The sequence below is a fragment of the Allobosea sp. TAF32 genome, from assembly GCF_052113585.1.
Taxonomy (GTDB): Bacteria; Pseudomonadota; Alphaproteobacteria; order Rhizobiales; family Beijerinckiaceae; genus Allobosea.
Genome location: NZ_JBFRDM010000010.1, coordinates 39331 through 64635, shown reverse-complemented (window position 1 = coordinate 64635; position 25305 = coordinate 39331). Strand labels below are relative to the sequence as shown.

The following is a 25305-nucleotide window of genomic DNA, read 5'->3' as shown; positions in this document are numbered from 1 at the left end:
GCTCATGAAGACCAGCAGAAGGGGTCTGCTCCCAGCGCATCGCTCGATGGCGGATTTTTCTTGCGCTCCGTTCTGGCACGACCGAAGACGGATCGTCGTTCCCAGCTAACAATCCGAGGATCGCGGCGATGACCAGCCCCGCCGGCCAGGCACCCGAGGCTTTGACCGACAACGAAGCCTTTCGTCCGCATACCTCGCATTGGGGCGTGTTTTCGGCGCGGATGAAGGACGGACAGCTCGAGGTTCGGCCGCATCCGGGCGACCCCGACCCGAACGACATCATCCAGAACTTTCCGGGGGCGCTGCGCCACCGCGCCCGCATCGCCCGGCCGATGGTGCGACGCGGCTGGCTGGAGAATGGGCCGGGTCCCGACGACCGCCGCGGGCGTGACGAGTACGTGCCGATGTCCTGGTCGGCGGTGCTCGACAAACTCGCGGGGGAACTGCGCCGCGTGCGGGACGACCACGGCCCCGGCGCGATCTTCGGCGGCTCCTATGGCTGGGCGAGCGCGGGGCGCTTTCATCATGCCCAGAGCCAGATCCACCGCTTCCTCAACACCTCGACCGGCGGCTATGTGAAGTCGGTCAACAGCTACTCTTCGGGCGCTTCCTCCGTCCTCGTGCCGCACATCATCGGCGACTACGAGGATCTGGTGAAACGTAACGTCTCCTGGGAGCAGATCGCCGAGCACAGCGAGATCGTGCTCGCCTTCGGCGGCATGGCGCTCAAGAACAGCATGGTGGCCGGCGGCAGCATCAGCCGCCATGTCGAGCGCGGCGCGATGGAGCGCGCCCAGGAACGCGGCTGCGAATTCGTGCTGGTCAGCCCGCTGCGCGGCGACCTGCCGACGGAGGCCGGCGCCGAGTGGGTTGCGAACATCCCCGGCAGTGACACCGCGCTGATGCTGGCGCTCGTCCACGCGCTCGTCGTCAACGGACTGCACGACCGCGCCTTCCTGGAGCGCTACACGGCCGGATGGCCGGTCTTCGAGCGCTATCTCACCGGCGAGAGCGACGGTCAGCCCAAGGATGCGGCCTGGGCCGCTCCCATCACCGGCATGCCGGCCGAGGAGATCGTGGCGCTGGCCAAGCGCCTGCACGGCAAGCGCGCGCTGATCGTCGTGGCCCATGCCCTGCAGCGCGCGACACATGGCGAGCAGCCGGTCTGGATGGGCATGGTGCTCGCGGCGGCGCTCGGGCAGATCGGCCTCCCCGGCGGCGGCTATGGCTATGGGCTCGGCGCCATCGCCTATTACGGGCGGCGCTACAATGCCGTGCCGATGCCGACATTCTCGCAAGGGAAGAACCCGGTCAGCGATTTCATCCCGGTCGCGCGCATTTCCGACATGCTGCTCAATCCGGGCTCGACCTATCGCTATAACGGCCAAACCCGGACCTACCCCGAGATCAAGCTGGTCTACTGGGCCGGAGGCAATCCGTTCCATCATCATCAGGACCTGAACCGGTTGCGGCAGGCCTTCGCCCGGCTCGATACTCTCGTCGTCCACGAACTCGCCTGGACGGCGACGGCGCGCCATGCCGACATCGTGTTGCCCTGCACGATGACGCTCGAGCGCGAGGATATCGGCGGCAATTCCAACGACCCGCTGCTGGTGCCGATGCATCCGGTCGTCGCGCCCTATGGCGAGGCGCGCGACGACTACGCCATCTTCGCCGGACTGGCCGAGCGGTTGGGCACGGCCGAGGCCTTCACCGAAGGCCGCAGCGTGCGGCAATGGCTGGAGCATCTCTACGAGCCCACGCGCATTGGCCTCGCGGAGAAGGGACTGCCGGCGCCGAGCTTCGCCGAGTTCTGGGCGAGCGAAGGCTATGAGCTGCCGCAGCAACCCGACGATGGCGGCAATCTGCGCGCCTTCAGGCAGGATCCGGCGGGCTCGCCACTGCGGACCCCAAGCGGCAAGCTGGAGGTCTTCTCCGAGACCATTGCAAGCTTCGGCGAAACGGACTGCCTCGGGCACCCGGCCTGGCTCGGCGCGACGAACATCCCCGATGCGGCTGCCCCTTACGTCCTCGTCGCCAACCAGCCGCGGACCCGGCTACACAGCCAATTCGATTTCGGCGGTCATAGCGGCGAGGGCAAGCTTCGCGGCCGCGAGGTCGCGCGCATGCATCCGGAAGATGCTGCCACACGCGGCATCGTCGATGGCGACATCATCCGCATCTCGAATGAGCGCGGCGCCTGCCTTGCCGGCGTCATCCTCACCGACGGCATTCGCAAGGGCGTCGTCCAGCTGCCGACCGGCGCCTGGTACGATCCGGCCGACCCGACCGAGGACAAGCCGCTCTGCGTCCACGGCAATCCGAACGTCCTGACCCGCGATATCGGCACCTCGGCGCTGGCGCAGGGCTGCACCGGGCAGTTGACGACGGTGCAGGTCGAGCGCTTCGACGGCAATCTGCCGCCGATCCAGGCCTATGATCCGCCGGGCGGATCGGCCGCCGAAGCGGCGGAATAGGCCATCGCGGCTTGAAGCGCGGATCCGTTGTGCCGAAAGGTGTTAGCGGGTCGCGCGACAGCGCTCCACCGAAATCGTCTTCCGCCTGCCGCGAGCCCCGATGTCCCCGACCTATATCGATACCTACTACCGCCGCACACTCGCTTCGGCCGACGGCTACCCGCCTGCCGAGGGGCAGATCAAAGCGGAGATCTGCATCGTCGGCGGCGGGCTGGCAGGGCTCACCGCCGCGCTCGAACTGGCCCGCGCCGGACGGTCGGTCGTGCTGCTGGAAGCGCAGCGTGTCGCCTGGGGCGCCTCGGGGCGCAATGGCGGCTTCGTCAGCGCTGGCTATGCGACCTCGCTCTCGGCCATCGAGCGCCAGGCAGGGCGTCAGCAGGCCGAAGAACTCTATCGCCTGACCCTCGAAGGCGTCGGCATCGTCCGGCGCAATATCGAAAGCCTCGGCATCGCCGACGCCGCGCCCTCGCCCGGCATCATGCGGGTCGTGCGCCATGATGGCGGCGCGGCGCTGCAACAGGAGCGGGACGCGCAGGAAAAGCGCTTCGGGCGCAAACTGCGCTATCTCGGGCGGGAGGAAACGCGCGGGCTGCTGCGCTCGCCGAAATACCACGCCGCGCTGGCAGACGACGACGCCTTCCACTTCCATCCGCTGAACTATGCGCACGGCCTTGCTCGCGAGCTCGTGCGGAGCGGCGGCGTGATCCATGAAGGCTCGCCGGTCCTCTCCTGCGAGCTGGAGGGACCGGTGAAGCATCTGCGCACGGCGCAGGCCACAATCGAGGCAGAGCAACTGCTGTTCACCACGGGCGGCTATACCGGCGGCCTGTTCGCGCCGTTGAAGCGCGCCTTTCTGCCGATCGCGACCTATGTGCTGCTGACCGAGACGGCGCCGGAGTTGATCCGCGAGGCCATCCGGACCAGCGCAGGCGTTGGCGACGACCGGCGCGCCGGTGATTACTACCGATTGGTCGAAGGCGGCTCCCGCATCCTCTGGGGCGGCCGCATCACGACGCGCACGACCGAGCCGCGCGATGTCGCCGCGCTCCTGCGCCGCGAGATGGTCACAACCTATCCGCAGCTCTCGGAACTCAAGGTCGAGCTCGCCTGGTCGGGCCTGATGTCCTATGCGCGTCATCTGATGCCGCAGATCGGTCAGTATCGCCCGGGTGTCTGGTACTGCACCGCCTTCGGCGGCCACGGCATGAACACGACGGCGGTTGGCGGCGCCGTCATCGCGGAGGCGATCCGAGGCGCGAGCGATCGGTTCAAGCTGTTTGCCCCATTCGGCCTCGCCTGGAACGGCGGGCCGTTCGGCACCGCCGCGGTCCAGCTGACCTATTGGCGCTACCAGGCAGCCGATTTCCTGCGGGAACGCCGGCAGTAACGGCCGGATCGGCGCCAGGGCGGTTCTTCGAATCGTAGCGGTGCTCTTCAACAGTCGGGAAATAACTCCACGCTAACGATGATTCGGGGCGTTCCGTCCGCGCGTCTGCTCGACCGCGATCGGGGCCCACTGCGCGTCGATGAGAGATTGAACCATGAAGAGCCTGACGATACGCCGCCGTATCCTGCTCAGCTTCGCCGCCGTGATGGCAGTGATGTCTGCCATCGCGGCGCTCTGCTATGTCTGGTTCCTGCAGACCGAGCGCGAGGCGCTGACCGTCGAAACCAATACGGTGCCCGGCCTCTACTACAGCGCGCAGCTGACCACGGCCTGGACCGGAGCCCGCGGCCTCATCCGCGAATTCCAGCTTTCGGACACGGCGGCGGAAAGGACCCGCGCAAGCGATGCCATCCTCGCGAGCAGGGAGACGATGCGCTCCCTGCTGAAGGCGTATCAACCCACCATCGACTCCGAGGAGGATCGCAAGAACTACGCCGAGGCGCAGCGGCTGTTCGAGCAATATGTCCCGATCGAGGACGCGATGCTCGCGTCCTCGAAGCTCGCGGCCACCAATGGGCAGGCGATCGATCAGAGCGCCATCGTGAAGGACCAGATCGAACCGCTCGCGACCCGGCTCGGCAGCGCCCTCCGGACCATGATGGAGTTCAACAAGACCGAGGCCGACGACTCGACCCGCAACATCGTCCGCATCGTCCGCGCCGCCGAGTTCGGGCTGATCATCGCTTTCGTCGTCGCGCTCGGCCTCGCGATCCTCTGCGGCTATCTGCTGTTCCGGGCGATCACCGTGCCGCTCGGCAAGCTGCTGGGCATTGTCGAGGTGATGCGGCGCGGCGATTTCAGCGAGAGGCTCGCCCTCGCGCGGCGCGACGAATTCAGCACGCTGGCGGATGGCGTCAACGCCATGGCCGACGACCTGGCCGGGCTGATCGGGCAGATCCAGAAGTCGAGCATCCAGGTCAACACCTCGATCACGGAAGTCGCCGCGACATCGAAGGAGCAACAGGCAACGGCGAGCGAGATCGCCGCGACCACGACGGAGATCGGCGCGACGTCCAAGGAGATTTCCGCGACCTCGAACGAGCTCGTGCGGACGATGGACGAGGTCTCCGCCGTGGCCGAGCAGACCGCGACGCTCGCCGGCGGCGGCCAGGCGGGCCTCGCGCGGATGGAGGCCACGATGCATCAGGTGATGGAGGCGGCCGGCGCGATCAACGCCAAGCTCGCGATCCTCAGCGAGAAGGCCGGCAACATCAATCAGGTCGTCACCACCATCACCAAGGTCGCCGACCAGACCAACCTGCTGTCGCTGAACGCCGCGATCGAGGCGGAGAAGGCGGGGCAATACGGGCGCGGCTTCGCCGTCGTGGCGACCGAGATTCGCCGCCTCGCCGACCAGACTGCCGTCTCGACCTACGACATCGAGCAGATCGTCAAGGACATCCAGTCGGCCGTCGCCGCCGGTGTGATGGGCATGGACAAGTTCTCCGAGGAGGTCCGGCGCGGCATGCAGGATGTCCAGCAGGTCGGCGGGCAACTGTCGGAGATCATCGAGCAGGTGCAGGGGTTGGTGCCGCGCTTCGAGGTCGCGAACGACGGCATGCAGGCGCAGGCGACCGGCGCTGGCCAGATCAGCGAGGCGCTGGCGCAGCTCAGCGAAGCCGCGCAACAGACCGTCGAATCCCTGCAGCAATCCACCCTGGCGATCGACGAGCTGAACCAGGTGTCGAGCGGGCTGCGCAGCAGCATCTCGCGCTTCAAGCTCCGGGCCTGACGGAGGCCCGAACGGGAGCGACAGATGCTGTTCCTGATGTTCCAGCTCGGGGCGGATCGCTACGTGCTCGACACCGCGCAGGTCGAGACCGTGCTGCCGCTGCTGTCCGTGAAGCAGCTACCGGCCGCTCCAGCCGGTGTCGCCGGCGCGATCAGCTATCGCGGCACGCCCGTGCCGCTGATCGACCTCTCCCTGCTCGCGCTCGGCCGCCCGGCCGCGCCGGTGCTGAGCACCCGGATCATCCTGCTGCACTATCCGACGGAACAGGGAGATCCCAGGCTCCTCGGGCTGATCGCCGAGCGGGCCATCGAGACCGTCGCGCGCGATCCCGCCGATTTCACCGCCTCCGGCGTCGAGGCCGGGACGCCGGCCTATCTCGGACCGGTCGCGGCCGACGAGGAGGGCCTCATTCAGTGGATCAGGGCGGAAGCGCTGCTGCCACCGGAGATCCGCGACATCCTGTTCCGGCAGATGACGGCAGAGCCGTGATGGAGAAGGGCGCGGCCACCGGCGACTTCGAGCGTATCCTTCGGGAGATGATCGGGCTGAGCATCGAGACAGTCGGCCCCTCCGTCATCCGTCACGCCCTGACGCGGCGCATGACGGCTTGCGGGCAGCCTGACCTCGAGGCCTATCGGCGATACTTCGCCGAGAACGAGAGCGAGCGCCAGGAACTGGTCGACTGCGTCGTCGTGCCGGAGACCTGGTTCTTTCGCGATCGCGAGGCCTTCGCCGCGATGGCGCGCAAGGCACGCGAGTTGCGGCGCGCGGAGCGCCCGATCCGGCTGCTGAGCCTGCCCTGCTCGACGGGCGAAGAGCCCTATTCCATGGCGATGGCGCTGTTCGATGCCGGATTCGAGCCGAAGGATTTCGCGATCGACGCCATCGACGTCAGCAGCCGCAACCTCCTGCTGGCCGAGCGGGCCGTTTATGGGCGCAACTCCTTCCGGGGCAGCGACCTCGCGTTCCGGGCACTTTACTTCGAGGCGCTCGACGGCGAATTTCGGCCGCATGAGCTCGTGCGGCGGCAGGTCCGGTTTTCGCTCGGCAACGTCCTCGATCCGGCGCATGCGCCCGGGCGCGACGCGTACGACATCATCTTCTGCCGCAATCTCCTGATCTATTTCGATCGCGAGACGCAGGCCGTCGCCCTTGCGGTGCTGCGTCAGGCCTTGGCCCCGGAGGGGTTGCTGCTCGTCGGACCGGGAGAGTCCGGCCTGCCCTCCCTGTACGGCTTCACGGGCGCGCGCCTGCCGCGCGCATTCGCCTTTACGAAGGCCCCTACCCCGCCGAGCATCGAAACCATGGCGCGCCCCGCGCCGGCACCGCAGGCGCGCCACAAGCCGCCGGTTTCCATCCTCTCCGGCGCTGCCCCGCCACAGAAACATCGGCCCTTCACGGCTCCGCTGCGGACCGCATCGCAGGCCTCGGCCGTGCCGCCCGATGGCGAGGCTACGGGACTTGCCGCCATCGAGAATGCCGCCAATGCCGGGCGCCTGGCCGAAGCGCGTATCGCGGCGGAGCGCCACATCGCCGCATTCGGCCCATCGGCGCAGGTCTTCTACCTGCTCGGCCTCGCCCAGGATGCCGACAACGCCGAGGAGGCCGCCGCGGGCAATTACCGCAAGGCGCTCTATCTTGCGCCGGACCACCGCCAGGCGCTGGCGCATCTCAAGCTGCTGCTGCAACGCCGCGGTGACGAGACGGGCGCCAGGGCGCTCGCCAACCGGCTCGATCGGCTGACGAAGAGGAGCGGAACCTGATGTCCGTCGCAGTCGAGATCACGCCGGAGCCCGCGAGCGGCATCAACGAATGCTGGCGAAAGATCGGCGTCCGGGGCGACCAGTCCTGCCCCGAGCTCGAGGCGCATCTGCATTGCCGCAACTGCCCGACCCATGCGCAGATCGCCCGCCAGCTGCTCGATCGGGCGGTGCCGCAGGGCTACCGCGAGGAATGGACCCGCTTCTTCGCTCAGCCGGCGGGCGACGGCGCGAAACGGGACGCGCTCGAGACCGTCCTGATCTTCAGGATCGGAGCGGAATGGCTCGCCCTGCCAGCCACCGCCTGCCAGGAGATCGCCGAACCGCGCGCAATCCATTCGCTGCCCCACCGCCGCAGCAGCGCCGTTCGCGGCATCGTCAACGTCCGTGGCGAGTTGCTCGTCTGCGTCGCCCTGTCCGAACTGCTTGGGATCGATGCCGACGCGGTGCCCCGGACAAGCGAGCGGATCACGGCCTTCCGCCGTCTCGTGGTGGTCGGCGCCGAAGGCAGGCGCTCGGCCTTCGAAGTCGACGAGGTCCACGGGCTCTACAGCTTCGACCGGAATGACCTTGGCATGGCCCCCGCCACGATCGGCAAGGCCGCCGCGAGCGCCGTCGCTGGCGTCATCGCCTGGAATGGGCGGGCAGTGGGCTGTCTCCACGACGGAAGGCTGGCCGGGCTGATCGACCGGAGCATCGCATGAGCGGCGAGGATTTCAGCGAGTTCTCCCTGCTCGAGCTGTTCCGCGCCGAACTCTCCACGCAGTCTCAGGCGCTGACGACCGGGCTTCTGGCACTGGAGCGCGATCCGGTGGCGGCCACGCATCTGGAAGCCTGCATGCGGGCCGCGCATTCCCTCAAGGGCGCAGCGCGGATCATCGACCTGACTCCAGCTGTACGGATCGCCCATGAGATGGAGGAGTGCCTGGTCGCAGCGCAGCACGGAAAGCTGCGGCTTAACCACGGCCACATAGATACCCTGCTCAAGGGCATCGATCTTCTGGCAACCCTGTCCTCCGACGAGGGCCCCGATGCAGCCGAGGCGGAGCGGCGGATCGGCAGCTTCATAGCGGCGCTACAGCAGGCTTCCGCCGGCGGCGTACCGGATGGCCCCGAGAGCGCCGGACCGGCGCCCGAACAGAATACCGCCCCGCTCACCGAAAGCAGCACGCTGTCGACGTCTGCCGAGACCGGCTCGCCCCCCCTGTCCGACGACGGGCAGGGCGGCCGCATGGTCCGGGTCACGGCGGAGAGCCTCAATCGCCTGCTCGGCCTCGCCGGCGAGTCGTTGATGGCATCCCGGCGCCTGCGACCTTTCAACGACGGGCTATTACGGCTGCGGCGAGCGCAGGCCGAGCTCGCCCGGAGCGTCGACGCCCTCCAGACCGCGCTGCCGGCCGCGACGACCGATCCGCACGCGCTGCAGGCGCTGGAGGCCGTGCAGATCAGGCTGCAGGAAAGCCAGGCGATCCTGAGCGAGCGACTCGACGAGTTCGACGTGGTCGACCGGCAGGCCACCGATCTTGCCAGCCGGCTCTACGACGAGACGCTGGCAAGCCGCATGCGGCCCTTCGACGACGGCGTCCGGCACTTCTCCCGCACGGTCCGGGACATCGGGCGGGCGCTCGGCAAGACGGTTCGCCTCGACATCGTCGGCGGCACGACGAGCATCGATCGCGATATCCTGGAGCAGCTCGACGCCCCGCTCGGCCATCTCTTGCGCAACGCGGTCGATCACGGGCTCGAAACGCCCGAGGAACGGCGCGCAGCCGGCAAGCCGGCCGAAGGCGTCATCCGCCTCGAAGCACGGCATCATGCCGGCCTCCTGCAGATCATCGTCTCGGATGACGGCCGCGGCATCGATCTCGACGCTTTACGGCAAGCGACGCTCGAACGTGGCTTCAGCACGACTGAGACCGTCCACGATCTGAGCGAGGCGGAGCTGCTGGAGTTTCTCTTCCTGCCCGGCTTCTCGATGAAGCCGACGATCAGCGACATCTCCGGGCGTGGCGTCGGCCTCGACGCAGTCCAGGCAATGGTGCGCCAGACGCGTGGACAGGTCGAGATCACCTCCCGGCTCGGCCATGGCACCCGCTTTCAGCTACAGCTGCCGCTGACGCTGTCCGTCATCCGGGCCTTGCTCGTCGAGATCGCCGGGGAGCCGTACGCCCTCCCCCTTGCCGCGATCACGCGGGCGCTGCGACTGCCGCTGGAACGGATCGCCTCGCTCGAAGGCAGGCCGCATTTCCAATTCGACGGCCGACAGGTCGGGCTCGTCACCGCGCATGAGGTTCTCGGTCACGGCGAGCCCAGCGCGGCCGGGGCCGAACTTGCGGCCGTGGTCGTCGGCCAGGGCAACGACATCTATGCCATGGTTGTCGATCGTTTCCTCGGCGAGCACGAACTCGTGGTGCGTCCACTCGATCCACGGCTGGCCAAGGTCAAGGACGTCAGCGCCGCCGCCCTCATGGAGGACGGTTCCCCCGTGCTGATTCTCGATGTCGAGGATCTGATCCGCTCGATGGAGAAGCTGGTTTCGAGCGGTCGCCTGAAGCCGCTGGAGCACCGGGCGGAACGCACCGCGCAGAGGCAGCGCAAGCGCATCCTGGTCGTCGACGATTCGCTCACCGTGCGCGAGCTGGAACGGAAGCTGCTCGCCCATCGCGGCTTCGAGGTCGAGGTCGCAGTCGACGGGATGGATGGGTGGAATGCCGTCCGGTCAGGCGCGTTCGACCTCGTCGTGACCGATATCGATATGCCCCGCATGGACGGAATCGAGCTCGTGACCCTGCTCAAGAAAGACAACGGCCTGCGGAACATCCCGGTGATGATCGTTTCCTACAAGGACCGCGAGGAGGATCGGCGCCGAGGCCTCGACGCTGGCGCCGATTACTATTTGACCAAGAGCAGCTTCCACGACGAGACTTTGCTCCACGCCGTCGAAGATCTCATCGGCGAGCCATGAGCGCCCGCATGAAGGACCTCCCATGAGAGTCGGCCTGGTCAACGATCTGCCCATGGCCGTCGAAGTCCTGCGACGGATCGTGACGTCGACCGCGGAGCACAAGGTCGCCTGGATCGCCATGGACGGGTCGGAAGCCGTGGCGGCCGCCCGGCGCGACCTTCCCGATCTCATCCTGATGGACCTGAACATGCCGGTCATGGACGGCGTCGAGGCCACCCGGCAAATCATGGCCGAGACCCCCTGCCCGATCCTGCTCGTCACGGCCAGCGTGGATGCCAATGTCTCGGGCGTCTACGAGGCGATGGGCTATGGCGCGCTCGACGCCGTCGACATCCCTGTCATCGGCGCGAATGGCGTCGCTTCGACCCAAGGCGGCGCGCTGCTGGCGCGCATGTCGGCGGTCGGCCGCCTCGCCAGCGACCTGCCGCGAACGCTGCGCAAATCGCGCCCGCCGGCGCCCCGCAGCGCTTCGACGCAGCAGCTCGTCGCCATCGGAGCCTCCGCCGGGGGCCCCGCGGCCGTCGCTACCCTGCTCGCCGGGCTGCCGCAGGGCTTCTCCGCAGCGATCGTTCTCGTCCAGCACCTAGACGCGCAGTTCGTGCCGGGCTTCGCGAGCTGGCTCGAACAGCAAAGCGGGATCGCGGTGCGCGCTGCCCTGCAAGGAGACCGCCCCGTACCGGGCAGCGTGCTGATCGCCGCCAGCGCGGACCATCTCGTCTTCACCTCGGCCGATCAGCTCGGCTACCGGGCGGAACCGCGCGACTATGCCTATCGCCCCTCGGTCGATGCCTTCTTCGAGAGTATCGCACAGCAATGGCGCGGAAGCGCGGTCGGCGTGCTGCTCACCGGCATGGGGCGGGATGGCGCCCGTGGATTGAAGCTGCTGCGCGACAAGCACCATTTGACAATCGCCCAGGATCAGGCGACCAGCGCCGTCTACGGCATGCCCAAGGCAGCTGCGGCCATCGGCGCCGCCACCGAAATTCTGCCCCTGACCGCAATCGCGCCGCGCCTCGCCGAGGTCTGCGGCCAGCCGGCGCTCTAGAAGGCTTACCATGGCAGGCGAACCCACCACCTCCTCCCCCGATGCCCCGCTCCCCGTCGACAATTATCTGGCGATGGTGCTGCTCGTGGACGATCAGGTCATGGTCTGCGAGGCGGTCCGGCGGGCGTTGACGCATCAGGGCGACGTGGACTTCCACTATTGCACGGACCCGCTGGACGCGATCGAAGTAGCCCAGCGCGTCAAACCGACCGTTATCCTGCAGGATCTGGTGATGCCCGGTGTGGATGGGCTCGATCTGGTGCGGCGCTATCGCAAGCACCCTGCGCTCCACAGCGTGCCCGTCATCGTGCTGTCGACCAAGGAAGACCCGGCGATCAAGAGCGAGGCCTTCCAGGCCGGCGCCAACGACTATCTGGTGAAGCTCCCGGACAAGATCGAGCTGATCGCGCGCATCCGCTACCACACCCGGGCCTATATCGATCACCTCCAGCGCGACGAGGCATACCGGGCGCTGCGCGAGAGCCAGCGCGAACTCATGCGCGCCAATCTCGAGCTTGAGCGCCTGACACGGATCGACGGGCTGACCGGACTCGGCAACCGCCGATACTTCGACGAGTATCTCGCAGCCGAGTGGAAACGGGGCGTGCGGACCGGCACCCCACTCTCCGTGCTGATGATCGATGTCGACCATTTCAAGCGTTACAACGACGCCTATGGCCATCTCGCCGGCGACGACGTGCTGAAGCAGGTGGCCGGCGTGATCCAGAACGGTGCGTGTCGCTCGACCGACCTCGCCGCCCGGTTCGGCGGCGAGGAATTCGTCGTGATCCTGACCGATGTGCCGCCCGAGGGCGCGGCCCATGTCGCGGAGGCCATGGTCCAGGGCGTGCGCGACCTGAACATTCCCCATGGCTCCGGGCGCGTGACGATCAGCGTCGGCGTGGCGACAGCGTGGCCGAGCGCCGAGACCGGCCCTGGCGGCCTCGTCAATGCGGCCGATCTCGCACTGTTCCGGGCGAAGAACGGCGGGCGCGACCGCGCAGTATTCTCAGAGGCGGCGCCGGCGGCGGGAGGCTAGCCGGCGCAGCCCTGGTACCGGGCTTGCAACCGCCTTGTCTCAGATCGACCGGGTGATGCCGCCGTCGACGCGCAGGTTCTGGCCGGTGATGTAGCCCGCATCCGGCGAGACCAGGAAGGCGATGGCGCCGGCGATCTCGACGCTCGTCCCGTAGCGTTTCATCGGCACGCTCTGGCGCCGCTCCTCCGTCGCAGGCAGGCTGTCGATCCAGCCCGGCAGAACGTTGTTCATGCGGACATTGTCGGCCGCATAGGTGTCGACGAAGATCTTGGTGAAGGATGCCAGCCCGGCCCGGAACACGGCCGAGGTCGGGAACATCGCGCTCGGCTCGAAGGCCCAGGCCGTCGAGATGTTGACGATCGCGCCAGCCTTCTGCGCCTGCATGATCGGCGCCACCAGCCGCACCGGACGGATGACATTCATCAGATAGACGTCGAGCCCGCGATGCCAGTCCTCGTCGGTGATCTCGAGGATCGGAGCACGCGGCCCATGGCCGGCACTGTTGACGAGTGCGTCGATGCGGCCCCAGCGCTCCATCGCGAGATCGACGAGGCGGCGCAGATCGTCGTTGGACTGGTTGGAGCCGGTGACGCCGATCCCCCCAAGGTCCTGCGCCAGCGCTTCGCCCTTGCCGGACGAAGACAGGATGGCGACCCGGAAGCCGTCCGCCGCCAGGCGCTTCGCCGCGGCGGCGCCCATGCCGCTGCCGCCTGCGGTGACGAGAGCCACTTTTTCTGTCGCCATGCTTGTCTCCACTGTCGCTGCGCAGCACTATCTGGCAGCGCATTCCACGAGCCGGCGAATTTCCTACCACTCCGCTCCGTGCCTGACGAACCAGTTTCACTCGCATCGGCCTGTAGAAAAACTATCGCATGACCGGCCGCATCCATCGCCTGCCCTCGCTCAACGGACTGCGCGTCTTCGAGGTCGCGTCGCGCCATCTCAATTTTCGCCTCGCTGCCGAGGAATTGGGTGTGACCCAGGGCGCCGTCGCCCAGCAGATCCGCCAACTCGAAACGGAGCTCGGCCTCAAGCTCTTCGAACGGCTGCCGCGGACGCTGGCGCCCACTGAGGCCGGGCGAAGCTACGTCGCCTCCGTGCGGCGGGCCTTCGAGCTGATTTCGGACGCAACCGAGGAACTCCGGCCCGCGCCGCTGCACCTGACCATCAGCGTGACGCCGAGCTTCGCCTCGCGTTGGCTGATACCGCGCCTGCCGGATTTCACCGCCGCCCTTCCCGGCATCGACCTGCGCATCGTCGCGACCGACCGCCTCTCCGATTTCCGGACGGATGCGGTCGATCTCGCCGTCCGGCTCGGGCGGCCGCCCTTCGGAGCGGGGCTCAGCGCCGAGCTGCTCTATGAGCAGAGGATCATCGCCGTCGGCAGCCCGCTCCTGTTGGAAAAGCTCGGCGATCCCGCAGATCCCGGCACCTTCGCGCGCTATCCCTTGCTGCATGACGGCCATGATTTCTGGCCGGCGTTTCTGGGGGCCGTTTTCCCCGCCGCCGCACCGAAGTCCGCCCAGAACATCCGCTTCAACCAGACGGCGCTTGCGCTGGACGCCGCCATCGCCGGCCAGGGCCTGGCCCTGACGAGCCGCTTCCTCGTCGACGACGATATCGCGCGCGGGCGGCTCGTCCCTCTCTTTGGCGCCGAGCTGCCGATCGAGGCCGGCTTCTACATCCTGTCGCCGCGCCGGCCCCGGCATCCGGAGCCGGTCGCAGCCGTACGCGGCTGGCTGACCGAGGCCGCCGGAATGGGCTGACGGCAGCGCAAGAAACTTGCATCCCGCGAGGCGGATTGGAGCGCCTGTTTCGCGCCGCCTGCCCTAACCATGGAACCGACTGACCTGCGAGGCCGCGACCATGCCCGAACTCGATCTTGAGACGCTTCAGGCCGAGATGACGTCATGGCGGCGGCATCTGCATGCCCATCCCGAATTCGGCTTCGAGGAGGTCGGGACGGCCGCCTTCGTCGCCGCGAAGCTGCGCGAATTCGGGTTCGACGAGGTGGCCGAGGGCGTGGGCGGCACCGGCGTCGTCGGCACGCTGAAGCGCGGCACAGGAAACCGCGCCATCGCGTTGCGCGCCGACATGGACGCACTGCGCATCGCCGAACAGGGCGATCATCCCTACCGCTCGCAGACGCCCGGCGTGATGCATGCCTGCGGCCATGACGGGCACACGGCGATGCTGCTCGGCGCAGCCAAGCTGCTCGCGGCCGAGGGCGGCTTCGATGGCACAGTGCGCTTCCTGTTCCAGCCCGCAGAAGAATGGGGCAAGGGCGCGCTCGCCATGCTCGCCGATGGCCTGATGGAACGCTTTCCCTTCGACGAGATCCATGGCCTGCACAACATGCCCGGCCTCGCCGTCGGACAGTTCCAGACTCGCACCGGGTCGTTCATGTCGGCGGAGGACAATTTCGAGATCGTGCTGAAGGGCGTGGGCGGGCACGCCGCAAGGCCGCATTCCGGCAACGAGGTTCTGGTCGCGGCCTGCGCGCTCGTCACCAGCCTGCAGACCATCGTCTCGCGGCGGCTGAGCCCGGCGGACATCGCCGTGGTCTCGGTGACGGAACTCCTGACCGACGGCACCCGCAACGTCCTGCCCGGAACCGCGCGCATCCTCGGCGACGCCCGCAGCTTCCGCCCCGAGGTCAGCGCCGAGATCGAGCGGCAGATGGGGATCATCGCGCAGGGCACGGCACAGAGCTACAATCTCAGCGCCGAGCTGCATTACACCCGCGAATTCGTGCCGCTGGTGAACGATGAGACGATGGTGCAGGAGGCATTCGCCGCGGCGCGTACGGTGTTCGACGATGGCGACGTCTCCGTCGCGCGCGAGCCGATGACGGGGTCGGAGGACTTCGCCCGCTTCCTCGACCATGTGCCGGGCTGCTTCGCCTATGTCGGGAACGGCGAGGATTCCGCGCCGCTGCACAATCCCCGCTACGATTTCGACGATCGCGGGCTGATCCACGGCGCACGCTATCACGCCGCCATCGCCCGCCGCCGGCTCTCCCCCGGCTGAGGAGGTCTCAGTTCCGCTTCGGCCGGCGGACGGCCCGGACCGTGCTCTTCGAGGTGCTGCCGCAGAAGAAGAGGTCGTCGCCGTTCGACTCGATGCCCGAGACGCCCTCGCCCGCCGGCATGGCGAGGGTGTCCAGCACCTTGCCCGTGGCTGGATCGACCCGGCGCAGCTCGCTCTCCTCGCCTTCCCAGGTTCCGTGCCAGAGCTCGCCGTCGACCCAGGTGACGCCGGTGACGAAACGGTTGGATTCGATGGTGCGCAGCGTCTTGCCGGTCTCCGGATCGATCTGGTGGATCTTGCGATCCCGGTACGCGCCGACCCAGAGCGCTCCCTCGGCCCAGGCCAGCCCGGAATCGCCGCCGCCGCCGGGCGCGGGAATCGTCGACAGCACGGCGCCTGTACGAGGGTCGATCTTCTGGATGCGGTCCTCGGCGATCTGGAACAGATGGCTGCCGTCAAAGGCCGTGCCCGCATGGGCGGACACGTCGAGGGCGCGCTCCACCTTCCCGCTCGCGGGATCGAGCGCGTTCAACCGGTCGCCTGAGGCGAACCAGACCCGCTCGCCGTCGAAGCTCACGCCATGGATTTTGTCGACGCCCGGAAATGGGCCGTATTCGCGGATGATCTCTGCCTTGGATACCGTCATGGTTCTGCTCCGTAGGGATGGTGACGGTTCGACCCTAGCCACCGCGCCAGGGCGCCGTGAGTAACAAGCTCGTCGCGAAACCGGGGATGGCCGGCATCGTCCAGCGCCGCGCGCGCGCCTGCCCGTAAGACTGCACCTTGCCGGCCGAAGCCAGTTCCTCAAGCGCGCGCTGGACATTGCGCTGGCTGGCGCCCAGGGCCAGAGCGAGCGCCGAACTAGACCAGCTCTCGCCATCGGCGAGAAAGGCGAGCACCGCCGCGTGCTTCTCCTCGACAGGGCGTGCCAGCACGACCAACTCGGGTGCATGGCGCGGCGCCATCGCGAAGCCGTCCCGCGTGGCAGCCAGCCTCGCAACCGGCCGCAACGCCGCGCGCAAACGCCCGATCTCGACACGAAGGCGGGCGCGGTGCGATTCATCGGTGAATTTCGCCCCGAACGCCCGCGCAATCAGCACTTCGCGCGACGCATCGGAGGGCCACACTTCGGCAAGAGCCCGCGCCAGAGCAAAGAGCACCGGACGGGTCGCGAGGGAGACCGAAACCTGCCTGTCGCGCACGGCGAAGCGGCAAGCATCGACGATCAGGGCGGGCGAGGAGTGCAAAGCTTCGACGTCGCGAAGGCGGAGATTGCACTCTTTGCCGTTCGCGATCAGCCGCGCCGCCGGTGCCTCAAGGGCCGCGGATGCTGCCTCCACCTCGGCCAGCAGCGCCGGGATGCCGCCTCTGCCGGCCGCTTCGCGCGCGTCATCCAGAGCTTCCCGGGCTGCGCCCGCGCGCAATCTGCGCAAGGCGATGCCTGCGGTCGCGAGCCCATGCACGGCCTGGAGCGGCGAAGGCAGCGGCACGGGGTCCATCGCAGCGAGCGCCTGTTCGGCCGCGTCGAGCCGGCCGATCAGCACGAGGCGACGGATGTCGAGATAACGGGCATGCGCGGCATTGATCCGGTCGCCATGGGCCTCCAGCACCGCCGCCGCCGCCGAGAGCCTGCGGGGCGGCCAGATCAGGTCACGCGACGCCAGGGCGATCTCGGCCTCGGCGACCACACAGCGAGCCCGCGCGACGACCTCGCGCGCCCCGAAGCCGCGTGCAGCCCGGCGCAACAGGAGCTTGGCGCGCGGAAAATCGCCGAGCTGCGCCATGGCGATGCCACGCAGGGCCAACGCGGGCGGATCGTCGCGCAAGGCAACGCGGTTCAGGGCGCCCAATGGATCGCCCGAGGCGAGTGCCCGGCCGGCGGCGGTGATCAGCGAGTCCATCGGAATCCCGCCAAACTTGTCACTCCCTTCCCGCGTTCTCTCCGCAGTAGCACCAATCGGCGCGCCGCGGCGAGCGGCGCAGGACATCCGGCGACAGGAGGGAAGCACGATGACGACACATCGTATCGGAACGCGCGAGGAATGGCTGGCGGCCCGGCTCGAACTGCTCGAAGCCGAGAAGCACTACACGCGGCAGGGCGACGCACTGGCGCAGCAACGGCAAGCACTGCCCTGGGTCAGGATCGACCGCGACTACCGCTTCGACACCGAGGATGGCGAGGCATCGCTCGCCGATCTCTTCCGAGGACGCTCGCAGCTCCTCGTCTATCATTTCATGTTCGGCCCGGACTATCAGGCGGGCTGCCCGTCCTGCTCGGCCATCGCCGACGGCTTCAACGGCAGCACCGCGCATCTGGCCAACCATGATGTGATGCTGTGGGCGGTATCGCGGGCGCCGCTCGCAAAACTCCTCGCCTTTCGCGAACGGATGAGCTGGAGCTTCCCCTGGGCCTCGTCACGCGACAGCGACTTCAATTTCGACTTCAACGTCTCCTTCACGGAGGAGCAGGAGCGCACTACGGGGATCGACTACAACTTCCGGCACAAGCCGAAATTCGAATGGTGCTCCGGCGGCAATCCGGTGGAGCGCAGCTTCGCGGAGATGGCCGGCACCGATGTCCCCACCTATCACCGCGAGCGCCCTGGCATGAGCGCCTTCATCCGCGAGGTCGGCGCGATCTACCACACCTACTCCGCCTATGCGCGCGGGGTGGACGGCATCTGGGCGATGTATGCCTGGCTCGACCGCGCCCCGAAGGGCCGCAACGAGGCAGACGGTCCCTGGTGGCGTCACCACGATCGCTACGAAACAGCTTCGTAAGCGCGGATCGGCGCTGTCCGATCAATCCTCGTCGTCGCGCGGCGGCCGGGCGCCCTCCCCGAGGATTTCGCGTTTTCCGGCGTGGTTTGCGGGTCCGACGATGCCCTCGTTCTCCATGCGCTCCATGATCGAGGCGGCGCGGTTGTAGCCGATCTGGAGGCGGCGCTGGATGTAGGAGGTCGAGGCCTTCTTGTCGCGCAAGACGACGGCGACCGCCTGCTCGTAGGGGTCGTCCGAGTCGACCGAGCCCATGCCGGTCTTGTCGAAGACGGCGCCGTCCTCGTCCTCGGCGCCGTCCTCCTCCTCGGAGGTGACGGCGTCGAGATATTGCGGCCGGCCTTGCGTCTTGAGGTGAGCCACGACCTTCTCGACCTCGTTGTCGGAGACGAAGGGGCCGTGCACGCGGGTGATGCGCCCGCCACCGGCCATGTAGAGCATGTCGCCCTGGCCGAGAAGCTGCTCGGCGCCCATCTCGCCGAGGATGGTGCGGCTGTCGATCTTCGAGGTGACCTGGAAGGAGATCCGGGTCGGGAAGTTCGCCTTGATCGTGCCGGTGATGACGTCGACCGAGGGACGCTGCGTGGCCAGCACGACATGGATGCCGGCGGCGCGGGCCATCTGAGCGAGGCGCTGGATCGTGCCCTCGATCTCCTTGCCGGCGACCATCATCAAATCGGCCATCTCGTCGACGATGACGACGATATAGGGCAGAGGCTCGAGGTCCATGACCTCCTCCTCGTAGACAGCCTCGCCGGAATGCTTGTCGAAGCCGGTCTGGACCGTGCGCGTGATGATCTCGCCGGCGGCCTTGGCCTCGCCGACCCTCGCATTGAAGCCGTCGATGTTGCGCACCGCGAGCTTCGACATCTTCTTGTAGCGCTCCTCCATCTCGCGCACCGCCCATTTGAGGGCGACGACCGCCTTCTTGGGATCGGTCACGACCGGAGTGAGCAGATGCGGGATGCCGTCATAGACGGAGAGCTCCAGCATCTTGGGATCGACCATGATCAGCCGGCATTCCTCGGGCTTCAGCCGGTAGAGGATCGACAGGATCATGGTGTTGATGGCGACCGACTTGCCCGAGCCGGTGGTGCCGGCGACGAGAAGGTGCGGCATGCGCGCCAAATCCGCGATCACCGGCTCGCCGCCGATGGTCTTGCCGAGGCAGAGCGCCAGCTTGTGCTTGGTTGCCTCGAAATCCTGGCTGGCGAGGAGCTCGCGCAGGAAGACGGTCTCGCGCTTGCTGTTGGGCAATTCGATGCCGATGGCGTTCTTGCCCTGCACCACCGCGACACGGGCCGAGACCGCGCTCATCGAACGCGCGATGTCGTCAGCCAGCGAGATCACCCGCGAGCTTTTGATGCCGGGGGCGGGTTCGAGCTCATAGAGGGTCACCACCGGGCCGGGGCAGGCCTGGACGATCTCGCCCCTGATATTGAAATCTTCGAGCACGCCTTCGAGCAGGCCGGCATTCTGCTGGAGGACCTCGACCGGCATCGCCTCGGCCTGTGCCACAGGCGGCTCGGTCAAAAACTCGATCGGCGGCAGCTGGAAGCCGGCATCCTGCATCACCGGCAGCTCGACGAGGCGATGCTTGGCCTTGAAGGGGGCGGCCTTGGTCGGCTGAACCATGACGGGCTCGGGCACAACGACCGGCTCGGGCGCGGGCTCGACCACAGGGCGCGTGCTGCGTGCCAGCGGCACTCCGGGCTTCACGGCGATCACGGGGTCGACCGGGACGGGAACGTCATTCTCGACCGGCTCGATCTCGGCGGCCGGCGCACACCAGGACGGCACGGAGATCTGGAAGCTCACCTGATAGCTCTGACCCCAGTTCAGACCCGACCAGGCGGGAACGATGAGCGGAGCCGAAACGGCGAGCGGCGCGGCCTCGGGCCGCTTGGCCTCGGGCTGTGCCCGCGCGCCGCCCTGAGCCCGTGGCGGCTCTTCGGAAACGGTTTCGGCTGCAGGTGGAGTCTTGCCGGCGGACCATCTCGCAGGGGGCGTGACGGTCTCGAACGAAAACTCGGCGTCGTCGCGCTCGGCCTCGGGCACGCATTCCCAGAAGGCGTGGTCGGAAATGAAGGCGAGCGGCGTCGTGGCCTCCTCGGCCTCGGCAACCGTCTCCGGCCAGACGACCTCGCCGGTCACCTCGAAGGGCTCCTCGATGATCGGGGCCATCGCCTCGTCAGGCGCGTCCAGCGGCTCGGCAAGCGATGCATCCTCGCTCTCCGGAGTACCCCAGACCTTCTTGATGAGATGGTCCGGCGTCCGCCAGAAACGGACGCGATTCGTGCTGGCCGGCGGCTCGGCCGGCGGCGCTGGAACGGCTATCGCCCTGGATTCGGTCGAAGCGGGAACAGCCTGCTCTCGCTCGACTTGCGCCGCCTTGCGCAACTTGTCGGGCGTGCGGCTGAAACGCACGTTCTCGGGCCGGTCGTAAGGCTTCGCCTGCGGCTCCTCCACGGGGCGCCGGACAGCCCGCGGCGACACCGGAGGCTGGAAGGATTCGTCGGCTTGGTCGGCGCTATAAGCCTCGGAAACGATGACGTTCGCGCGGCGGTGACGGTCAAGTTTATGCATGGCTTGGGCGAACACGATAACTCGTTAACCAGTCACCCAGTGCTAGCCCGGCAGGGTTAAGGCCCCATGAATCCGAGCCGTTGTTAACAGGCGAGGCAGAACTCAGTCCCGCGTGTCGTCATCCTGCAGGACGCGCCAGGCCGCCCCCTCCAGATCGGCGAATTGGCCGCTGCGCATGCACCAGAAGAAGGCGCCGAGCCCGATCAGTCCGAGTCCGAGGGCGAGGGGAAACAGGATCACGATGATGTTCATGCATCTGCCTCCGAGGAAGCCCCGCGGCCGCGTGCGCGCAGGGCGTTGAGCGTCACCACCAGCGACGAGCCGGACATGGCGACGGCGGCGACGAGCGGCGTCGCCAGCCCGGCAATCGCGATCGGCACCGCCACCGCGTTGTAGAGCACGGCGAACCAAAGGTTCTGCAGCATCAGCCCGCGCGCCTTCCGCGCGATCTCGATCGCTGCGGAGACCGGGGCAAGGCTGTCGCCGAGGAAAACGACATCGGCCGCCGCCTGCGCGAGATGAGTCGCGCTCACCGGCGAGATCGAGACATGGGCACCCGCGAGCGCCGGTGCATCGTTGAGGCCATCGCCGACCATCAGCACCTTGCGGCCATTCGCCGCCATGCTGTCGAGCAGGTTGAGCTTGTCGCCCGGAAGCAGGCCGGCCTGCACATGCGCGATGGCAAGCTCGGCCGCGATCGGCGCGACGGCCTCCGGGCGGTCGCCGGATAGGATCGCGATCTCCAGCCCCGCCGCGCGCAGCGCGTCGATCGTCGCGCGCGCCTCGGGACGCAGGCTCTGGCCGAGCGCCAGAACAGTGCAGCAGGAGCCGTGGCGATAGGCGATCAGTGAGGCGCCGGGATGAAGCGCCTTCACCGACTCAGCTTCGGCTTCAGCCCCGCAGAAGGCGATGCTGCCGAGCCGCTGCTCGTCGTTGCCTTCGCCTGCCGTCAGGCCTTGACCGCGTTCCTCGCGGACATCAGACCTTGCGGACGCGCCTCCGAGCGCCCGCGCCAGAGCCTGCGCCAGCGGGTGGTTGCTCGCCGCGGCGAGCGCGCCGATCTCGACGCGGCGCTCAAGCGGCAAAGCCTCGGGATTGAGGATGTCCGGCTCGGGCAGGGTCAGCGTTCCCGTCTTGTCGAAGACGACGATATCCGCTTCCGCGAGGCGCTCCAGCGCATCGCCCTCCTTCAGCATGATCTTGCGCTTGAACATGGCGGAAGCCGCGACGACCTGCACCGCCGGGATCGCCAAGCCGAGCGCGCAGGGGCAGGTGATGATCAGCACGGTGACGGCGATCATCAGCGCCTCCGGCCAGGCCAGCCCCCAGGCCAGCCAGCCGAGGAAGGTCGCGGCCGCCAGCGTGTGGACCACCGGCGCGTAGAGCCGCGCAGCCCGGTCCGAGAGGCGGACATAGCGCGAGCGGCTGCCGACGGCCTGGCTCATCAGCCGGTCGATCTCGTCGAGCAGCGTGCCCTGCCCGGCAGCCTCGACCCGCACCGTCAGCGCGCCGGTGAGGTTGAGCGTGCCGGCATGGACGCGCTCGCCATGGCCGATCGCAACAGGGGCAGTCTCCCCGGTAACGAGGCTCTGGTCGAGCGCGGAGCGGCCGGTCTCGACGATACCGTCGACCGAGACGCGCTCGCCTGGACGCACGAGAACGCGGTCGCCCGCCGCGATCGCCGCGATCGGCGTGATCGTCCAGCTGCCGTCATCGGCCAGCCGCGTCGCGGTTTCGGCCTTGAGCGCGGCGAGATTGCCGGCGAGGTCGCGGGTGCGCCGCCGCATCAGCTGGTCGAGATAGCGCCCGATCAGCAGGAAGAAGAGCAGCATCACCACGCCGTCGAAATAGGCGTGGCGGCCATGGGTCCAGGTTTCCGCTACCGACATGGCGAGCGCCAGCACGACGCCGATGGTGATCGGCACGTCCATGTTGACCGCGCCGGCCTTCAGCGCCCTGAGTGCGCTCTCGAAGAACGGCCGGCCGGCATAGGCCGCCGTCGGCAAGGCGATGAGCGCCGAAAGCCAATGGAAGAAGTCCCGCGTCGTCGGGTCGATGTCACCGCTGTTGCCGGACCAGACCGCGACCGAGAGCAGCATGATGTTCATCGAGGCGAAGCCGGCAACGCCCAGCCGGCGCAGCAGGCCGCGCTCCTCGGTGGCGGCGCCCTCCTCCTGCCGCTCGGGCACGAAGGGATAGGCCTTGAAGCCGAGCGCCGCGAGCTTGTCGACGACAGCTTCCGGCCGCAGCAGCGCTTCGCGCCATTCGACCGAGACGCGTTTCAGGGCGAGATTGACGCGGGCGCCGAGAATGGCGGGTTCGCGGCCGAGGCCGCTCTCGATCGCCTGCATGCAGCCGGCGCAGCGGATGCCGTCGACCGCGAGCTCCATGCTGGCGACGCCGCCATCGCGATGGCGCACGAAGACGGAAAGATCCTGCGCCGCCATCTCACTTCTCCGGCAGGGTGATGCGGCTGCGCGAGACGAAGACGACCTCCTCGCCGCGACGCGCCTTCAGCTCGAGGATCCAGGCACCGGCGTCGATACGGTCGAAGCGCGCCTCGTAGTGCCCCGGCTGGCGTTCGCTCAGCGCGACGCTGTGGTCGCGCGCGGAGGTAGCGGGGTGGCGCAGCCGCGCCGTCGCCGTGAAGCCGGAGAGCAGCTGGCCGAGCCGGTCGGCCAGCGTCACGCCAAGCGCCGCGCCCTCGCCCTGCCTTGCGAGCGTGGCCGCGGCGTTCCAGCCACGCGCATCGCGCTCGTGCTGGCGCGCGATCTCCTCGTTGAAGTGCTGGCTGTCCTCATAGGCGCTGCGGGTCTCGACCCCCGGCATGGTCCGCAGCGCCACCGTCATGATCGTCGCATTGACCGAGATGATGACACCGAAGAACAGCACCAGCATCGCTGCAACCATGCGCCCGGTGAGCCGGAAAGGGCGGCGCGGGCGCGGGGCGGCGGGGGTGTCGCAGGACATCAGGAAAACTCCGCAGCAGCTCATGGTTTGCCTCCGGGCGCCATGAAGTGGTCGGTTGCGCGCACGGTTTCCCCGGCGAAGAGATCCGAGGCGGTGATGGTGATGGGCTGAGACGCATCCAGCGGCACGCCTGCCGGCACGGTGACGAGGACACGCACTTCTCGCGAGGTGTCCGGATCGACGTTCACGACCGGTCGGAGATCGGCGGTGGGTGCGACGCCGACCGCGTCGATGCGGATGCCCGGCAGGCCATCCACGGTGAGCGCGAAGGGGCGGACATCCGGGCGCTTGTTGAGCAGGCGCACCGCATAGGCGTTGCGGATCGAGCCGTCGCTCAGCGTCACGAAGAGTGGCGCGCGCTCGTGCAGCACCGAGATATCGGCGGTGCGACGCGTCGCAAGCTGCCAGATCATGGCTCCGCCGACGACGAGGATCAGCGCCGCATAGATCAACGTGCGCGTCCGCAGCGGGCTGTAGACGGCTGGCTTTCCGGCAATGCGCCGCTTGACGTTGATCTCGGTGTCATAGGCGATGAGCCGCTTGGGACGGTCGATCTTGGCCATCACCGTATCGCAGGCGTCGATGCACAGGCCGCACTGGATGCAGTCGAGCTGGGCGCCCTCGCGGATGTCGATGCCGACCGGGCAGACGGCGACGCATTGGTGGCAGTCGATGCAGTCGCCGGCCGGCGCGCCCTGCGCCTTGAGCCTCGAGGCCTGCTTGACCGAGACGCGCGGCTCGCCGCGGTCGTAGCGATAGGTGACGTTGAGCGCCTCGTCGTCGGTCAGAGCCGCCTGGATGCGCGGCCAGGGGCACATGAACTTGCAGACCTGCTCGCGCATGATGCCGGCAAGCGAATAGGTGGTGAAGGTCAGGATCGCGATCCAGACATAGGCCGAGATCGGCGCAGTGAAGGTCGCAAGCTCCCGCACCAGCGTCGGCGCATCGGCGAAGTAGAGCACCCAGGCGCCGCCGGTCCACCAGGCAATGACGAGCCAGACGGCGTGTTTGGCGCTCTTGCGCCAGAGCTTGTCGAAACTCCAGGGCGCCTCGTCGCGGCGCATGCGCTCGCGGCGGTCGCCCTCGAAGAAGCGCTCGACGGCGAGGAAAAGGTCGGTCCAGACCGTCTGCGGGCAGAGATAGCCGCACCAGACCCGGCCCGCGACGGCGTTCATCAGGAAGAGGACGAACGCCGCCATGATCAGCAGGCCGGTGAAGTAGTAGACCTCCTGCGGCCAGATTTCGATGAAGAAGAAGTAGAAGCGATTGTTGGCGATGTCTGCCAGCACCGCCTGATCAGGCAGATGCGGGCCGCGATCCCAGCGCAGGAACGGCAGCAGGTAGTAGATGCCGAGGCACAGGAACAGGATGAGCCATTTCGCGCGCCGGAACGGGCCGGAAACGCTCTGCGGATAGACCTTCCGCGACGCCGCAAAAAGCGGGGTGTCGTCGGGATCGGCCTCGGCGGTGCTCACG

The 25305-nt window shown here is 68.0% G+C and carries 20 protein-coding genes; 12 read left to right on the top strand and 8 right to left on the bottom strand.

Features of this window, described 5'->3' with window-relative positions:
• Positions 1 to 128: 128 nt before the first annotated feature.
• From AB4Z16_RS22630 to AB4Z16_RS22590, 9 genes are all read left to right on the top strand, one after another.
• Positions 129 to 2477 carry a molybdopterin guanine dinucleotide-containing S/N-oxide reductase gene (locus tag AB4Z16_RS22630; RefSeq protein WP_441513577.1) on the top strand — a complete coding sequence of 783 codons (2349 nt, stop codon included), beginning with the start codon at positions 129 to 131 and terminating at the stop codon, positions 2475 to 2477.
• Positions 2478 to 2577: 100 nt separating this feature from the next.
• The gene (locus AB4Z16_RS22625) at positions 2578 to 3864 is read left to right on the top strand and encodes an NAD(P)/FAD-dependent oxidoreductase (protein ID WP_441513576.1); all 1287 of its coding nucleotides are present in this window, start codon (positions 2578 to 2580) and stop codon (positions 3862 to 3864) included.
• A gap of 154 nt (positions 3865 to 4018) precedes the next feature.
• Complete coding sequence (locus AB4Z16_RS22620; protein WP_441513575.1) at positions 4019 to 5656, top strand: methyl-accepting chemotaxis protein; 1638 nt, start codon at positions 4019 to 4021, stop codon at positions 5654 to 5656.
• Positions 5657 to 5680: 24 nt separating this feature from the next.
• Positions 5681 to 6145 carry a chemotaxis protein CheW gene (locus AB4Z16_RS22615; RefSeq protein WP_441513574.1) on the top strand — a complete coding sequence of 155 codons (465 nt, stop codon included), beginning with the start codon at positions 5681 to 5683 and terminating at the stop codon, positions 6143 to 6145.
• Positions 6145 to 7419 carry a CheR family methyltransferase gene (locus tag AB4Z16_RS22610; RefSeq protein ID WP_441513573.1) on the top strand — a complete coding sequence of 425 codons (1275 nt, stop codon included), beginning with the start codon at positions 6145 to 6147 and terminating at the stop codon, positions 7417 to 7419. Before AB4Z16_RS22615 ends, AB4Z16_RS22610 begins: the two co-directional genes overlap by 1 nt.
• Positions 7419 to 8120, top strand: a complete 702-nt coding sequence (locus AB4Z16_RS22605) for a chemotaxis protein CheW (protein ID WP_441513572.1) — start codon at positions 7419 to 7421, stop codon at positions 8118 to 8120. Before AB4Z16_RS22610 ends, AB4Z16_RS22605 begins: the two co-directional genes overlap by 1 nt.
• Positions 8117 to 10381 (top strand): hybrid sensor histidine kinase/response regulator, encoded by a 2265-nt coding sequence (locus tag AB4Z16_RS22600; protein WP_441513571.1) that lies wholly within the window; start codon positions 8117 to 8119, stop codon positions 10379 to 10381. Before AB4Z16_RS22605 ends, AB4Z16_RS22600 begins: the two co-directional genes overlap by 4 nt.
• Before the next feature lie 22 nt (positions 10382 to 10403).
• Positions 10404 to 11426, top strand: coding sequence for a chemotaxis response regulator protein-glutamate methylesterase (gene cheB / locus AB4Z16_RS22595; protein WP_441513570.1), 1023 nt, complete (start codon positions 10404 to 10406; stop codon positions 11424 to 11426).
• Between the two features lie 10 nt (positions 11427 to 11436).
• Positions 11437 to 12465 (top strand): GGDEF domain-containing response regulator, encoded by a 1029-nt coding sequence (locus tag AB4Z16_RS22590; RefSeq protein ID WP_441513569.1) that lies wholly within the window; start codon positions 11437 to 11439, stop codon positions 12463 to 12465.
• A gap of 39 nt (positions 12466 to 12504) precedes the next feature.
• On the opposite strand, the gene AB4Z16_RS22585 is transcribed toward AB4Z16_RS22590, so the two are convergent.
• Positions 12505 to 13209 carry an SDR family oxidoreductase gene (locus AB4Z16_RS22585; protein ID WP_441513568.1) on the bottom strand — a complete coding sequence of 235 codons (705 nt, stop codon included), beginning with the start codon at positions 13207 to 13209 and terminating at the stop codon, positions 12505 to 12507.
• 128 nt (positions 13210 to 13337) lie between these two features.
• Here AB4Z16_RS22585 and AB4Z16_RS22580 point away from each other — a divergent pair, with 128 nt between their 5' ends.
• Together AB4Z16_RS22580 and AB4Z16_RS22575 are read left to right on the top strand one after the other, a co-directional pair.
• Positions 13338 to 14231 (top strand): LysR substrate-binding domain-containing protein, encoded by an 894-nt coding sequence (locus AB4Z16_RS22580; protein WP_441513567.1) that lies wholly within the window; start codon positions 13338 to 13340, stop codon positions 14229 to 14231.
• A gap of 100 nt (positions 14232 to 14331) precedes the next feature.
• Positions 14332 to 15495, top strand: coding sequence for an amidohydrolase (locus AB4Z16_RS22575; RefSeq protein WP_441513566.1), 1164 nt, complete (start codon positions 14332 to 14334; stop codon positions 15493 to 15495).
• 7 nt (positions 15496 to 15502) lie between these two features.
• Here AB4Z16_RS22575 and AB4Z16_RS22570 read toward each other — a convergent pair whose 3' ends face one another.
• On the bottom strand, positions 15503 to 16141 hold the full coding sequence (locus tag AB4Z16_RS22570; RefSeq protein WP_441513565.1) for a Vgb family protein: 639 nt from the start codon (positions 16139 to 16141) through the stop codon (positions 15503 to 15505).
• Between the two features lie 34 nt (positions 16142 to 16175).
• Positions 16176 to 17396 carry a helix-turn-helix domain-containing protein gene (locus AB4Z16_RS22565; RefSeq protein ID WP_441513564.1) on the bottom strand — a complete coding sequence of 407 codons (1221 nt, stop codon included), beginning with the start codon at positions 17394 to 17396 and terminating at the stop codon, positions 16176 to 16178.
• A gap of 109 nt (positions 17397 to 17505) precedes the next feature.
• Here AB4Z16_RS22565 and AB4Z16_RS22560 point away from each other — a divergent pair, with 109 nt between their 5' ends.
• Positions 17506 to 18276, top strand: a complete 771-nt coding sequence (locus tag AB4Z16_RS22560) for a DUF899 domain-containing protein (RefSeq protein ID WP_441513563.1) — start codon at positions 17506 to 17508, stop codon at positions 18274 to 18276.
• 21 nt (positions 18277 to 18297) lie between these two features.
• Here the strand turns inward: AB4Z16_RS22560 and AB4Z16_RS22555 are convergent, their stop codons facing one another.
• From AB4Z16_RS22555 to ccoG, 5 genes are all read right to left on the bottom strand, one after another.
• Positions 18298 to 20859 carry a DNA translocase FtsK gene (locus AB4Z16_RS22555; RefSeq protein ID WP_441513706.1) on the bottom strand — a complete coding sequence of 854 codons (2562 nt, stop codon included), beginning with the start codon at positions 20857 to 20859 and terminating at the stop codon, positions 18298 to 18300.
• Between the two features lie 102 nt (positions 20860 to 20961).
• Complete coding sequence (ccoS, locus tag AB4Z16_RS22550) at positions 20962 to 21111, bottom strand: cbb3-type cytochrome oxidase assembly protein CcoS (RefSeq protein ID WP_149130936.1); 150 nt, start codon at positions 21109 to 21111, stop codon at positions 20962 to 20964.
• Complete coding sequence (locus AB4Z16_RS22545) at positions 21108 to 23306, bottom strand: heavy metal translocating P-type ATPase (RefSeq protein WP_441513562.1); 2199 nt, start codon at positions 23304 to 23306, stop codon at positions 21108 to 21110. The genes ccoS and AB4Z16_RS22545 overlap by 4 nt, the downstream gene beginning before the upstream one ends.
• Before the next feature lies 1 nt (position 23307).
• Complete coding sequence (locus AB4Z16_RS22540) at positions 23308 to 23829, bottom strand: FixH family protein (RefSeq protein WP_441513561.1); 522 nt, start codon at positions 23827 to 23829, stop codon at positions 23308 to 23310.
• Positions 23830 to 23849: 20 nt separating this feature from the next.
• The gene (ccoG, locus tag AB4Z16_RS22535; protein WP_441513560.1) at positions 23850 to 25304 is read right to left on the bottom strand and encodes a cytochrome c oxidase accessory protein CcoG; all 1455 of its coding nucleotides are present in this window, start codon (positions 25302 to 25304) and stop codon (positions 23850 to 23852) included.
• Between the last annotated feature and the right edge of the window lies 1 nt (position 25305).